The organism is Micromonospora sp. RB23 (genome assembly GCF_053585025.1).
In genome coordinates, this window is record NZ_CM132111.1 from 5,954,360 (window position 1) to 5,967,581 (window position 13,222).

Consider the following 13,222-nt stretch of genomic DNA (forward strand, 5'->3'; position numbering starts at 1 on the left):
CGCCGGCTCAGGCGGCCAGGTCCAACTCCCTGCCGGAGTGCGGTGCCGGGACCGCCGGGGGCGGGGTGGCGACCGGCCGCAGCCGGGTCCGCGCCGGGAGAGCCGGCACCAGGTGTACGGCCGACTCCGCGGCCCGCGCCAGCAACCGCCGATCGGCGTCCTGCCCCGGGTGCAGCGCGGCGCCGACCGTCACCGACACCACCAGATGCCGGGCCGCGACCACCCGGGTCACCGAGCGCAGCAGGGTGTCCGCGCCGAGGAACGCGGCGACGGTGGTGCACGCCCCGGTGTCCGCAAACCGGTACCCGAGCCGAAGCGGCACCACCGGAGCGCCCGCGTCGATGGCCGCCTGGAACATGGCCGGACGGAAGCCGCCCCCGGGACGGCACTCGGCCGCGCCGTCGCCGGCACACCAGGTCGTACCCTCGGGGAAGACCGCGACCGACCGGCCGGCGCGCAGCGCGTCGGCGAGCCGGCGCACGGCGGCCGGCAGCGCGCGCGGGCGCGACCGGTCCACGAAGACCGTGCCCGCGGCGGCGGCCAGCAGCCCGACCACCGGCCACGACCGGATCTCCCGCTTCGCCACCATGCGGGTGGGCGCGACCGCCAGCACGGCGAGGATGTCCAGCCACGACACGTGGTTGGCGACCAGCAGCGCGCGCCGCCGGGGCAGCCGCCCCTTGATCACCAGCCGGACGCCGAAGGCGCGCACGGTGCCACGGGCCCAGCCGCGCAGCAGTGCCTGCCGCTCGGGCGCCGGCAGCACGGGCAGCAGCACCGCCACGCCCACCCCGGCCAGCAACATGCCGCCCGCCGCGACCAGCCGGAGCACCCGACGGGCCACCGGGACCGTGGGCGCCGCGCCGGCCGCCGGCAGGCAGTCGTCGTCGCAGCCCGAGAAGGGCCGCCACAGGTCGTGCGCCGCGACGCTCACCGCTCGTCCCCGCCCAGGAAGTGCCGCAGGTAGCGCGGGTTCATCCGGTCGAGGGAGAAGAGCACGTAGAAGTCCGCGCACCGGAAGTCGGGGTCGTACGACGGCTCGCCGCAGATCCACGCACCGAGTCGCAGGTAACCGCGCAGCAGCGGCGGCACCGCCACGCGAGCGGCCGGATCGCCGTCGGCGGCCAGAGCGGCGGCCGGTTCGGCGAACCACGGACGCAACGGGCGGACCCGCAACGGCGGCGGTGACAGGTGCCGGGCCTGGGCCTGTGCCCACACCCCGGCGACCGTACGACCGTTGTCGTCGACCGGCACGGAGGCGCAGCCGCCGAGCCAGCGGGAGCCGCGCAGGTGTAGGTAGCGGGTGAGGCCCGCCCACATCAGGTTGATCACGGCACCGGAGCGGTGGTCCGGGTGCACGCAGGACCGGCCCGTCTCGACGAGGTCGTCGCGAAGCGGGTCCAGTGCGCCGAGGTCGAACTCGCTCTCGGCGTACCGCCGGTCGGTACGCCCCGGCGGCAGCAGCCGGTACGTGCCGACCACCTGCCCGGTGCTGTCCTCCCGGACGATGAGGTGGTCGCAGTGAGCGTCGAAGGGGTCCACGTCCAGCCCGGCTCCGCCGGGTGCGAGGGTGGCGCCCAACTCGGTGGCGAACACCTCGTGGCGCAGGCGTTGCGCGGCCGCGACCTGGGTGGGGTCGTCGGCGATCAGCAGGGTGTATCCGCTGGTCGTCAGTGGCGTGCCAGCGACATGCAGAACGGCCATGGGATCTGTGTAAGGGCCCCGGGTGCCATCGGTGGACACCGCTGGTGTCGGACGGATGAACGCCGGCCGGCGGATGCCTGCGCGGTGTGCCCGTGCGAGGCTGCGGGCGTGCCGGCGACGATGCCGGCCCACGTCCCACGGAGGTCGCCCATGCGTGTCGAGTCCCGCTACAACGGGCCCACCGGCTCCGGCAACGGCGGCTGGAGCGCCGGGCTCTTCGCCACCGCGGCGGGGACCGGACCGGTCGAGGTGACACTGCGTCGGCCACCGCCGCTGGAGACGGAGCTGACTCTCGTCGACGGCGAGGTTCGGGACCCGGCCGGCGAACTGGTGGCCGAGGTACGCCCGGCGGGTGTCGTGGACGCCGTCGTGCCGCCCGTCGACGCGGGGACGGCGAAGGAGGCGGCCACCCGCTACCCCGGGTTCGTCGCACATCCGTACCCCGAGTGTTTTGTCTGTGGTCCGAGCCGGACCGACGGGTTGCGGATCTTCCCCGGTCGGCTGCCGGACGGCCGGACCGCCGCGCCGTTCCGGGCGCCCGAGCGGGTCGACGACGCCACCGTCTGGGCCGCGCTGGACTGCCCCGGCGGCTGGACGGTGCTCGCGTCGGACCGCCCGTACCTGCTCGGCCGGATCGCCGCCGTGGTCGCGGCCCGGCCGGCGCCCGGCGACGAGTGCGTGGTGACCGGCGCGCTGATCGCTGTCGAGGGCCGTAAGGCGCTCGTGCACACCAGCCTGTACGGACCGGACGGCACGCTGCTCGGCGCGGCCCGGGCCACCTGGATCGCCCGCTGAGGTCCGTCGTCGTCCCGGGCGTCATTCCTGAGGAGGACCACGCCGTAGGTACTCGGGCTGATTGACCTTGTTGCTCGGTACCGTCACGCTGTGCCACGGCGTACCTCGACGCCACACGGGAGGAGAACGATGACTGACGGGCAGCGAAGCCCCACCAGCGACGGTCAGATCGTGGTGTCCGGTCTGACAAAGCAGTACAAGAACGTGCGGGCGGTGAACAACCTGTCCTTCACCGTGGCACCGGGGCGGGTGACCGGCTTCCTCGGCCCGAACGGCGCCGGCAAGACCACCACGCTGCGCATGCTGCTGAACCTGGTCACGCCGACCGGGGGCACGGCCACCATCAGCGGCCACCGCTACGCCGACCTGAGCGACCCGCTGCGGCACGTCGGCGCGATCCTGGAGGCGTCCAGCGCGCACAAGGGCCGCACCGGCATCAACCACCTGCGGGTGATCTGCGCGGCGGCCGGTCTGCCCCGCAACCGGGCGGACGAGGTGCTGGAACTGGTCGGGCTGACCCCGGCGGCGAAGCGCAAGTTCAAGGGCTACTCGCTGGGCATGAAGCAGCGGCTCGGCATCGCCGCCGCGATGCTCGGCAACCCACGGGTGCTGATCCTCGACGAGCCGGCCAACGGGCTCGACCCGGAGGGCATCCGGTGGATGCGCGGGTTCCTGAAGAACCTCGCCCACGAGGGCCGTACGGTGCTGGTCTCCAGCCACCTGCTGTCGGAGATGCAGCTTCTCGCCGACGACGTGGTGATCATCGCGGCCGGGCAGCTCGTCCGGCAGGGGCCGGTCGAGCAGGTCCTCGGGTCGATGGCCCAGGGCGCCCAGGTCCGGGTCCGCACCCCGCAGGCCGAGGCGCTGACCACCGCGCTGAAGGCGCAGTCGGCCACGGTCACCACCGACGAGCACGGCGTCCTGCTGGTCTCCGGGGTGGACGCCCCGACGATCGGCCGCGCCGCTCTGGCCGCGAATGTGGAACTGCACGAACTGACCACCGAACGGCCCGATCTGGAACGGGTCTTCCTGGAGCTGACGGCCGGAAAGGCGGGCATCCGATGAACCTGGTCCGATCCGAGCTGCTCAAGATCCGTACCACCAACACCTGGTGGATCTTCGCGCTGATTAGTCTGCCGCTGTGGGCGCTCACGCTGCTCATCAACTGGTTGCAGGCCGACGCCCTCACCAGCACCAACCCCGCCGACGTGGGCGACCAGGCCGCCCAGTTCGAGGCCGCGGCCAGCCCCGATGCGCTCTCGTCGAACCTGTTCACCACCGGGCAGTTCTTCGGTCTGCTGATCATCATGCTGCTCGGCATCATCGTGGTGACCAGCGAGTTCTTCCACCAGACGGTCACCACCACGTTCCTCACCGCACCACATCGCACCGCGGTGATGCTCGCCAAGCTGGTCGCGGCGGGCGTGCTGGCGCTGCTGTTCTGGCTGGTCACCACCGTGCTCAATCTGATCGCCGGGTCGGCGGTGCTGAGCGCGGTGGGGGTGGACTCACAACTGGGCAACGACGCCGCCTGGCGGGCGATCGGGTTGAACCTGCTCGCGTACCTGCTGTGGGCCGTGTTCGGCGTCGGCATCGGCGTGCTGATCCGCAGTCAGATCGGCGCGACGGTGACCGGCATCCTGCTCTACCTGGGTGGCTCGATCGGCGCGGCCGTGGTGATCACCATCCTGGCCAACCGCTGGGGCGACTGGATCAACAACCTGCAACTGCTGGTGCCGTCGCTCGCCTCGTCGCTGATGGTCACCGGGACGGACATCCCCGGTAACCCGCCGCGCTGGGCCGGCGCGGCCGTGCTGATCGGGTACGCGGTGGTCACCGGTGTGGCCGGCTCTCTGCTGATCCGTCGGCGCGACATCTCCTGACCGACCGGGTTCGGGGTTGGCGGCGGCACGGCCGTCAATCCCGGACCGCGTCGGGGTGGCGGCGGCACCCGCCGTCACCCCGGGGCCTGTCCGCTCGTCAGCCGCCGGGGCAGCCCCGCCCGCCGCTGACAGGGATGCACTGGGTGATCCGCGGGGCCGGCTCCTGGTCGGCGGGGACGTGTCCGACCAGCCCGCTGGTGGCCATGTTGCCGACCAGCGCGACGGCCACGTAGATCAGCGCCACACCGGCGAACGCCCAGGCGAAGTACCGACGCCACACCGCCTCGCCGGCCAGCCCGGCCAGGAGCAGACCGACCACCGGAAGCACCGCGTTGAGCAGGAGCCCGGTCGTCAGCAGGTCGTCGGTGGTCGCGCCGAAAGCCCGCGCCTCGGCGTGCGTCGGCGTGTACGGCCGGGACACGCGCCGGATCAGGCCCACCAGCAGCAGGAACGGCACCCCGTAGAGCCAGGCGAAGAAGAGCCCTCCGAGGCCGAGCCGCTTCACATCAACCCCGCGAGGACGGCGACGCAGAGGGTGCTGCTGACCCCCGCGGACAGAGTCCCGGCGACCACGGCCGACGGGACGAGCCGGGCGGCCAGCGCGGCCACCAGCGCCGTCACGAACAGCAGCCCGACGAATACCGGTGCGCCCCACACCAGCGCGACGAACGCCAGCGACTCCCCCGGCGACAGGCAACTGAACCAGGCCGCGCAGTCGTCGCCCACCGGTGTGCTCGGCACACTCGTGGTGCCCACCGCCACGGCCGCGATGGCGGTGACGTACCAACCGGCCGCCACCGCCATGCTTCTGCCGTAGCGCCCCCCTGCCCCGTGTCGATCCATGCGCCCGATCCTCGCCCGACAGCGCCCTCGGGACATCAGTAGGGATACTCAGTCCGGCCGTACCAGCCCGCGACGATCGCCGCAGGGGTTGCCGAACTTCTGGCATCTTCTGTGAATCGGGCCACCCGACCGAGGCGGAAATGCCGGGGCGATCCGTACGGCGTAGCCTGGGACTCGTCTGTCCGTTCTGCTTGATCGGACGTGACGGACACCGCGTGACACACAAACCCGCGTGAAAGAGGCGATTACCGGCCGTGTCGACCCAGCAGACTTCGCAGGAGAACCCACTGGCGGGTTTCGGCCCGAACGAGTGGATCGTCGAGGAGATGTACCAGCGCTACCTCGCCGACCCAACGAGCGTCGATTCGGCCTGGCACGACTTCTTCGCCGACTACCGACCAGCGCCAGGCGCCGCGACACCGCGCGGGGCGGAGAGCGCCGGCAAGCCGGCCGCCGCGCCCGAGCCGGACGGCCAGCCGGAGGCGGCAGCCAAGGTAAGCCAGCCCGCCACGAAGCCGGCCGCCGCGCCGGCCAAGCCGGCCGCCGCCGCGCCCGCCCCGGCCAAGAGCGCCCCGACGCCGGCCCCGGCGCCCGCCGCCAAGGAGGCGCCGGCCAAGCCGGCCGCGAAGGCGCCCGCGCCGAGCGCCGACGGTCCGCAGACCACGCCGCTGCGGGGTGTCGCCGCGAAGATCGTCCAGAACATGGACGCCTCACTGAGCGTGCCGACCGCGACCAGCGTGCGCGCGGTCCCGGCCAAGCTGCTCGTTGACAACCGCATCGTGATCAACAACCACCTCGCCCGTGGGCGGGGCGGCAAGGTCAGCTTCACCCACCTGGTCGGCTACGCGATGGTGCGCGCGCTGGTCCAGCACCCCGAGATGAACAACTCGTTCGCCGAGGCCAACGGCAAGCCGGCCGTGGTCCGTCCGGCGCACGTCAACCTCGGCATCGCCATCGACCTGGCCAAGCCGGACGGCACCCGCAACCTGGTGGTCCCCTCCATCAAGGGCTGCGAGCAGATGGACTTCCGGCAGTTCTGGCAGGCGTACGAGGACGTGGTCCGGCGGGCGCGGCGCAACGAGCTGACCATGGAGGACTACTCCGGCACCACGATCTCGCTGACCAACCCGGGCGGCATCGGCACGGTGCACTCGATGCCGCGCCTCATGCAGGGGCAGAGCGCGATCATCGGCGTCGGCGCGATGGAGTACCCGGCCCCCTACCAGGGCATGTCCGAGGCCACCCTCGCCGAGCTGGCGGTCAGCAAGATCATCACGCTGACCAGCACGTACGACCACCGGATCATCCAGGGCGCGCAGTCCGGCGAGTTCCTCAAGGCGATGCACGAGCTGATCCTCGGTGAGCACGGCTTCTACGACGAGATCTTCACCTCGCTGCGCATCCCGTACGAACCGGTGCGCTGGATGCGGGACGTGGCCGTCAACTCCGAGGGCCAGATCAACAAGACCGCCCGGGTGCACGAGCTGATCCACGCGTACCGGGTGCGCGGTCACCTGATGGCCGACACCGACCCGCTCGAGTTCAAGATCCGCAAGCACCCCGACCTGGACGTCCTCCAGCACGGGCTGACCCTGTGGGACCTGGACCGCGAGTTCCCGGTGAACGGCTTCGCCGGCCGGCAGCGGATGAAGCTGCGCGAGATCCTCGGCGTGCTGCGCGACTCGTACTGCCGCCGCGTCGGCATCGAGTACATGCACATCCAGGACCCGGAGGAGCGGCGCTGGATCCAGGAGCGGATCGAGCGCAAGTACGAGAAGCCGTCCGCAGACGAGCAGAAGCACGTGCTCAACCGGCTCAACGCCGCCGAGGCGTTCGAAACCTTCCTCCAGACCAAGTACGTGGGCCAGAAGCGCTTCTCGCTGGAGGGCGGCGAGTCGCTGATCCCGCTGCTCGGCGAGGTGCTGGAGTCGTCCGCCGAGAACGGGCTGGACGAGGTCGTCATCGGCATGGCCCACCGGGGCCGGCTCAACGTGCTGGCCAACATCGTCGGCAAGCCGTACGAGAAGATCTTCTCGGAGTTCGAGGGCCACCTGGACCCGCGCTCCACGCAGGGCTCCGGCGACGTGAAGTACCACCTGGGCCAGAACGGCAAGTTCACCACCCCGGACGGCGCGCACGCCGTGAAGGTGTCGGTGGTGGCGAACCCGTCGCACCTGGAGGCCGTCGACCCGGTGCTGGAGGGCATCGTCCGGGCCAAGCAGGACCGGATCGACCTCAAGTTGGAGGGCTACACCGTGCTGCCGCTGGCGGTGCACGGTGACGCCGCGTTCGCCGGTCAGGGCGTGGTCGCCGAGACGCTCAACCTGTCGCAGCTGCGCGGCTACCGCACCGGTGGCACCGTGCACGTGGTGGTCAACAACCAGGTCGGCTTCACCACCGCCCCGGAGTACAGCCGGTCCAGCCTCTACAGCACCGACGTGGCCCGGATGATCCAGGCGCCGATCTTCCACGTCAACGGCGACGACCCGGAGGCCGTGGTCCGGGTGGCCCGGCTGGCCTTCGAATACCGGCAGACGTTCAACAAGGACGTCGTGATCGACATGGTCTGCTACCGCCGGCGCGGCCACAACGAGGGCGACGACCCGTCGATGTCGAACCCCCAGATGTACAAGATCATTGACTCGAAGCGTTCGGTGCGCAAGCTCTACACCGAGGAGCTGATCGGTCGCGGCGACATCACCGTGGAGGACGCGGAGGAGCTGCTGCGCGACTACCAGGCGCAACTGGAGAAGGTCTTCAAGGCCACCCGGGACGCCGCCGCCGCGCCGCGCCAGCTCAACCGGCCGCGCCGCGAGGAGGAGCCGGAGCCGGCTGTCGACACCGCCACCGACGCCGCCGTCGTCAAGGCGATCGGCGAGGCGCACGTCAACCTGCCGGAGGGCTTCACCCCGCACAAGCGCATCCAGCAGCTGCTCGACCGGCGGGCCAAGATGTCCGTCGAGGGCAACATCGACTGGGGCTACGGCGAGATCATCGCGTTCGGGGCGCTGCTGCACGACGGGGTCACCGTCCGGCTCGCCGGGCAGGACTCGCGTCGCGGCACCTTCGTCCAGCGGCACGCCTCGGTGGTCGACTCCCGCACCGGCGACGACTACCTGCCGTTGAAGTCGCTCACCGGCGACGGTGAGCGCTCCAGGTTCTTCGTGCACGACTCGCTGCTCAGCGAGTACGCGGCGATGGGCTTCGAGTACGGCTACTCGGTGGAGAACATCAACGCGCTGGTCGCCTGGGAGGCCCAGTTCGGTGATTTCGTCAACGGCGCCCAGTCGGTGATCGACGAGTTCATCTCGTCCGGTGAGGTGAAGTGGGGGCAGCGCTCCGCCGTGACCCTGCTGCTGCCGCACGGCCACGAGGGCCAGGGCCCGGACCACACCTCCGGTCGCCCGGAGCGGTTCCTGCAGATGTGCGCCGAGGACAACATGCGGGTGGCCATCCCGACGACCCCGGCGAACTACTTCCACCTGCTGCGCCGCCAGGCCCTGTCGCCGAAGCGCAAGCCGCTCGTGGTGTTCACGCCCAAGTCGCTGCTGCGGCACAAGCTCTGCGTCTCCTCGGTGGAGGACTTCACCACCGGCACCTTCCAGCCGGTGCTGCGCGACACGGCCGCCCCGGCGCCCGAGTCGGTGAAGCGGGTGCTGCTCTGCTCCGGCAAGGTCTACTACGACCTGTTCCAGGCCCGGCAGGAGCGCGGCGTCACCGACACCGCCATCATCCGGATCGAGCAGCTCTACCCGCTGCCGGTGGAGGAGATCCGCGCCGCGCTGGCGCAGTACCCGAACGCGGAGGACTTCGCCTGGGTGCAGGAGGAGCCGGCCAACCAGGGTGCCTGGTCGTTCGTGGCGCTCAACCTGCTGGAGCACCTCACCGACGTCCGGCTGCGGCGGATCTCCCGCCCGGCCGCGGCGGCCCCGGCGGTCGGCTCGGCCAAGACCCACGAGGTCGAGCAGACCGCGCTCATCGAGGCGGCACTCCCCCGCCCGTGACCTGACCGCGCCACGCGAGCCGGGGCAGGGCCGTCGACCACGGTCCTGCCCCGGCTCGCGTCGGTCCATCCGATCACCGACCCACCCGGCCCGTGCCGGGCCGAGCACGAGGACGTACGCCGTGTACTTCACCGACCGTGGCATCGAGGAACTGGTCGAACGCCGGGGCGACGAGCAGGTGACCCTGGAGTGGCTGGGCGAGCGCCTCCGCGACTTCGTCGACCTCAACCCGGAGTTCGAAACCCCCATCGAACGCCTGGCGACGTACCTGGCCCGCCTGGACGACCCCGACGACGAAGACGCCTAACCCGTTTGACCCGGTGATCAAGAGGTTCGCGTCACTTCTGGCCCTGATCGTGACGCAAACCTCTTGATCACGAGGGCGGGGTGCTCGGGAGGGGGACGGCCGGGGCTTGGGGGTCTTCTAGGGTGGGGGCGTGGCTCGGAGCCTTTATCTGACTAGCGTGGGTTCGGGCGGGGGCAAGTCGACCATCGCTCTCGGGCTGGCCGAACTGCTGTCGCGGCAGGTGGGGCGGATCGGCGTGTTCCGGCCGCTGGTCGCCGACATCGGCCCCGATCCGATCCTCGCCCTGCTCAGCGAGCGGTACCGCGTCGAGGTGCCGGTCGCCGAGCTGGCCGGGGCCACCTACGCCGAGGCAGCCGCGCTGGTGGCCGACGGTCGGCGCGAGGAGCTGATCTCCACCATCGTGGAGCGCTACCGGGCGGTGGAGCGGCAGTGCCCCGCGGTGGTCGTGGTGGGCAGCGACTTCGACGAGCCGGGCGATCCCGCGCACCCCCGCGAGCTGGCCTTCAACGTCCGGCTGGCCACCGAGTTCGGCAGCGTCGTGGTGCCCGTGGTGGACGGCTACGAGCAGGAGCCGGCGGCCGTCGCGGCGGCCATGCGCGGGGCGTACCACGATGTGGCCGACCTGGGCGCGACCGTGCTCGCGGTGATCGCCAACCGGGTGCCCGGGCCGATGACGCTGCCCGAGCTGCCGGTGCCCGCGTACGCCATTCCGGAGGTGCCGAGCGTGTCGGCGCCGACGGTGGCCGAGGTGGCGGCGGCGCTCGGCGCCACCCTGCTGGCCGGGGATGACGCCGCGCTCGGGCGGGACGTGCTGGACTTCGTGGTCGGCGCGGCGCACGTGCCGACCCTGTTGGGCCACCTCACCGAGGGGGCGCTGGTGATCACCCCCGGCGACCGGGCCGACCTGCTGGTCGCCGCCAGCGCGGCCCACGTGGCCGGGCAGGTGTCGGTGGCCGGGCTGGTGCTCACCCTGGGCGAGCAGCCCGATCCCCGGGTCATGCGGCTGGTGGAGGGGTTGAACACCGGCCTGGCGGTGCTGTCCGTGCGCAGCGACAGCTACGACACGGTCGAGGCGTCCAGCCGGATCGAGGGGCGCCCCAGCGTGGCCAACCCGCGCAAGGTGGAGGCCGCGCTGGGCGCGTTCGAGCGCTGCGTGGACACCGACGACCTGGCCCGCCGGCTCCGGGTGAGCCGGTCGACGCGGGTCACCCCGCTGATGTTCGAGAACGAGCTGATCGACAGGGCTCGCTCGCAGCGCCGCCACCTGGTGCTTCCCGAGGGCACCGACGAGCGGATCCTGCGGGCGGCCGAGATCCTGCTGCGGCGGGGCGTCGCCGACCTGACCCTGCTGGGTCGTCCCGAGGACATCGCCCGGCGCACCCGTGAGCTGGGCATCGACCTCGGCGACGCGCGGCTCGTCGACCCGACCAGCAGCGGGTGGCACGACGAGTTCGCCGCCGAGTACGCGCGCCTGCGCGCCCATCGGGGCGTCACCGCCGAACTGGCGTACGACATCGTGGCCCAACCCAACTACTTCGGCACGCTCATGGTGGCCACCGGGCACGCGGACGGGATGGTCTCCGGCGCCACGCACACCACCGCGGCGACCATCCGACCCGCGTTCGAGATCATCCGTACCGTTCCGGACGTCTCGGTGGCCTCCAGCGTCTTCTTCATGCTGCTGCGCGACCGGGTGTTGGTCTACGGCGACTGCGCGGTGAACCGTGATCCGGACGCCGCCCAACTCGCCGACATCGCGATCTCGTCGGCCGAGACGGCAGCCCGGTTCGGCATCGAGCCCCGGGTGGCCATGCTGTCGTACTCCACCGGCAGCTCCGGCGCGGGCGCCGACGTGGAGAAGGTCGCCGAGGCCACCGCGCTGGTCCGGGAACGCCGGCCCGACCTGCTGGTCGAGGGCCCGATCCAGTACGACGCGGCGATCGACCCGGCGGTGGCGGCGACCAAACTGCCGGACAGCCCGGTCGCCGGGCACGCCACGGTGTTCATTTTTCCGGACCTGAACACGGGCAACAACACGTACAAGGCGGTGCAACGGTCAGCCGGGGCGGTCGCCGTCGGGCCGGTGATGCAGGGCCTGCGCCGGCCGGTGAACGACCTGTCCCGGGGCGCGCTGGTGCCGGACATCGTGAACACGGTCGCGATCACCGCCATCCAGGCGGCCGCCGGGGAGGCGTCATGAGTCGGATCCTGGTGCTCAACTGCGGGTCGTCGTCGGTGAAGTGGCGGCTCTACGACGGGGACCGCTCGCTCGACCAGGGCACCGTCGAGCGGGTCGGCGAGCCCGGCGGCGGTCCGGCGGACCACGCCAGCGCGGTCCGGCAGATCCTGGACGGGCTGGACCTGACCGGGCTGACGGCCATCGGGCACCGGGTGGTGCACGGCGGCCGGACGTTCACCGCCCCCACGCTCGTCGACGACGCGGTGCTGGCCGCGATCCGCGACCTGGTCCCGCTCGCCCCGCTGCACAACCCGGCCAACCTGGCCGGGATCGAGATGGCCCGGGCGGCCCTGCCGGACGTGCCGCAGGTCGCCGTCTTCGACACGGCGTTCCACCACACCCTGCCCGAGGCCGCCGCGACCTACGCGATAGACCGGGACACCGCCGAGCGGTACGACATCCGCCGGTACGGCTTCCACGGCACCTCGCACGCGTACGTCTCCCGGCGTACCGCCGAGCTGTTGGGCCGCCCGTACGAGCAGCTCAACACCATCACCCTGCATCTGGGCAACGGTGCCAGCGCCTGCGCTGTCGCCGGTGGCCGCAGCGTGGCCACCTCGATGGGGATGTCGCCCCTGCAAGGGCTGGTGATGGGCACCCGCAGCGGCGACCTCGACCCGACCGTCATCTTCCACCTGCGACGCGAGGGCGGACTGTCGGTCGACGAGATCGACGACCTGCTCAACCACCGCAGCGGCCTGCTCGGCCTGACCGGCGCCAACGACATGCGCGAGGTGCTGCGCCGCCGGGCCGCCGGCGACCCGGCCGCCGCGCTGGCCTTCGACGTCTACTGCCGACGGATCACCGGGTACGTCGGGGCGTACTACGCGCTGCTCGGCCGCGTCGACGCGATCGCGTTCACCGCCGGGGTGGGCGAGCACGCCGCCGCCGTGCGGGCCGCCGCGCTGGCCGGCCTGGACCGGCTCGGCATCGGCGTGGACGACACCCGCAACGGCGGCGAGGGTGACCGGGTGATCTCGCCCGACGGCGCCGAGGTGAGCGTCTGCGTCATCCGCACCGACGAGGAGCGGGAGATCGCCCGGCAGACCCGGGACGTGGTGGGCAAGCCTTAGGGGCTAGGCGAGCCAGACGACCAGGGCCACCAGCAGCACCACGACCACCGCCGCACCGACGATGAGGGGCAGCCGGGACGGCGCGTCGGCCGGGGCCGTGGCCTCCGGCGTCTGCGTGAAGGCACGGAACGCCTCGGTGTTGCCGCTGGGGTCGGTGTAGTTCTCAGCCATGCCGGTGACCCTAGCGAAGCTCTGGCCGACGCACCGCCCCCACCTCCGTGGTCGCGTCGGGTCGGGCCGCGCGGCGGAGGCGACCCGACCGGGTGGGGGGCAGAGGCAGGCCGGACGGCGGGGCCGTCGCGCGCGTCCCTGCGCCTACGGTGGGACCGGGGGCGGGACGGCTGGTCGCCGTACTGGTGACAGCGCTGCTCGCG

At 72.0% G+C, this 13,222-nt stretch carries 12 protein-coding genes; 7 read left to right on the plus strand and 5 right to left on the minus strand.

Annotation, left to right across the window (positions count from 1 at the left end; all coding sequences use genetic code 11):
* Window positions 1-7: 7 nt before the first annotated feature.
* Both ACTFTM_RS27060 and ACTFTM_RS27065 read right to left on the minus strand, forming a co-directional pair.
* Complete coding sequence (locus ACTFTM_RS27060) at window positions 8-934, minus strand: lysophospholipid acyltransferase family protein (RefSeq protein WP_449563216.1); 927 nt, start codon at window positions 932-934, stop codon at window positions 8-10.
* A complete protein-coding gene (locus ACTFTM_RS27065; protein ID WP_449563217.1) occupies window positions 931-1,704 on the minus strand; it encodes a GNAT family N-acetyltransferase in 774 nt (257 codons plus the stop codon). The genes ACTFTM_RS27060 and ACTFTM_RS27065 overlap by 4 nt, the downstream gene beginning before the upstream one ends.
* Before the next feature lie 150 nt (window positions 1,705-1,854).
* On the opposite strand from ACTFTM_RS27065, the gene ACTFTM_RS27070 reads away from it, so the two are divergent.
* From ACTFTM_RS27070 to ACTFTM_RS27080, 3 genes are all read left to right on the plus strand, one after another.
* Complete coding sequence (locus ACTFTM_RS27070) at window positions 1,855-2,499, plus strand: hypothetical protein (protein ID WP_449563218.1); 645 nt, start codon at window positions 1,855-1,857, stop codon at window positions 2,497-2,499.
* 129 nt (window positions 2,500-2,628) lie between these two features.
* Window positions 2,629-3,564 carry an ABC transporter ATP-binding protein gene (locus tag ACTFTM_RS27075; RefSeq protein WP_449563219.1) on the plus strand — a complete coding sequence of 312 codons (936 nt, stop codon included), beginning with the start codon at window positions 2,629-2,631 and terminating at the stop codon, window positions 3,562-3,564.
* Complete coding sequence (locus ACTFTM_RS27080) at window positions 3,561-4,382, plus strand: ABC transporter permease (protein WP_449563220.1); 822 nt, start codon at window positions 3,561-3,563, stop codon at window positions 4,380-4,382. The genes ACTFTM_RS27075 and ACTFTM_RS27080 overlap by 4 nt, the downstream gene beginning before the upstream one ends.
* A gap of 97 nt (window positions 4,383-4,479) precedes the next feature.
* Here ACTFTM_RS27080 and ACTFTM_RS27085 read toward each other — a convergent pair whose 3' ends face one another.
* Window positions 4,480-4,887, minus strand: coding sequence for a hypothetical protein (locus tag ACTFTM_RS27085; protein WP_449563221.1), 408 nt, complete (start codon window positions 4,885-4,887; stop codon window positions 4,480-4,482).
* The gene (locus ACTFTM_RS27090) at window positions 4,884-5,186 is read right to left on the minus strand and encodes a hypothetical protein (protein ID WP_449563222.1); all 303 of its coding nucleotides are present in this window, start codon (window positions 5,184-5,186) and stop codon (window positions 4,884-4,886) included. Before ACTFTM_RS27090 ends, ACTFTM_RS27085 begins: the two co-directional genes overlap by 4 nt.
* A 293-nt stretch (window positions 5,187-5,479) precedes the next feature.
* Between ACTFTM_RS27090 and ACTFTM_RS27095 the strand changes: the two genes are divergently transcribed.
* From ACTFTM_RS27095 to ACTFTM_RS27110, 4 genes are all read left to right on the plus strand, one after another.
* Window positions 5,480-9,229, plus strand: a complete 3,750-nt coding sequence (locus tag ACTFTM_RS27095; protein WP_449563223.1) for a multifunctional oxoglutarate decarboxylase/oxoglutarate dehydrogenase thiamine pyrophosphate-binding subunit/dihydrolipoyllysine-residue succinyltransferase subunit — start codon at window positions 5,480-5,482, stop codon at window positions 9,227-9,229.
* 121 nt (window positions 9,230-9,350) lie between these two features.
* Window positions 9,351-9,536, plus strand: coding sequence for a DUF6104 family protein (locus tag ACTFTM_RS27100; protein ID WP_139582193.1), 186 nt, complete (start codon window positions 9,351-9,353; stop codon window positions 9,534-9,536).
* A gap of 130 nt (window positions 9,537-9,666) precedes the next feature.
* On the plus strand, window positions 9,667-11,736 hold the full coding sequence (pta, locus tag ACTFTM_RS27105) for a phosphate acetyltransferase (protein ID WP_449563224.1): 2,070 nt from the start codon (window positions 9,667-9,669) through the stop codon (window positions 11,734-11,736).
* Entirely contained in the window at window positions 11,733-12,848 is a 1,116-nt protein-coding gene (locus ACTFTM_RS27110) for an acetate/propionate family kinase (protein WP_449563225.1), read from the plus strand. The genes pta and ACTFTM_RS27110 overlap by 4 nt, the downstream gene beginning before the upstream one ends.
* Before the next feature lie 3 nt (window positions 12,849-12,851).
* Here ACTFTM_RS27110 and ACTFTM_RS27115 read toward each other — a convergent pair whose 3' ends face one another.
* Window positions 12,852-13,019 (minus strand): hypothetical protein, encoded by a 168-nt coding sequence (locus ACTFTM_RS27115; protein WP_357175305.1) that lies wholly within the window; start codon window positions 13,017-13,019, stop codon window positions 12,852-12,854.
* Window positions 13,020-13,222: the final 203 nt, after the last annotated feature.

Bases quoted from the DNA above. Each gene is read 5' to 3' on its own strand.
- ACTFTM_RS27065 (WP_449563217.1), bottom strand. From the start codon at position 1,704: ATGGCCGTTCTGCATGTCGCTGGCACGCCACTGACGACCAGCGGATAC.
- ACTFTM_RS27070 (WP_449563218.1), top strand. From the start codon at position 1,855: ATGCGTGTCGAGTCCCGCTACAACGGGCCCACCGGCTCCGGCAACGGC.
- ACTFTM_RS27075 (WP_449563219.1), top strand. From the start codon at position 2,629: ATGACTGACGGGCAGCGAAGCCCCACCAGCGACGGTCAGATCGTGGTG.
- ACTFTM_RS27080 (WP_449563220.1), top strand. From the start codon at position 3,561: ATGAACCTGGTCCGATCCGAGCTGCTCAAGATCCGTACCACCAACACC.
- ACTFTM_RS27090 (WP_449563222.1), bottom strand. From the start codon at position 5,186: ATGGCGGTGGCGGCCGGTTGGTACGTCACCGCCATCGCGGCCGTGGCG.
- ACTFTM_RS27110 (WP_449563225.1), top strand. From the start codon at position 11,733: ATGAGTCGGATCCTGGTGCTCAACTGCGGGTCGTCGTCGGTGAAGTGG.
- ACTFTM_RS27115 (WP_357175305.1), bottom strand. From the start codon at position 13,019: ATGGCTGAGAACTACACCGACCCCAGCGGCAACACCGAGGCGTTCCGT.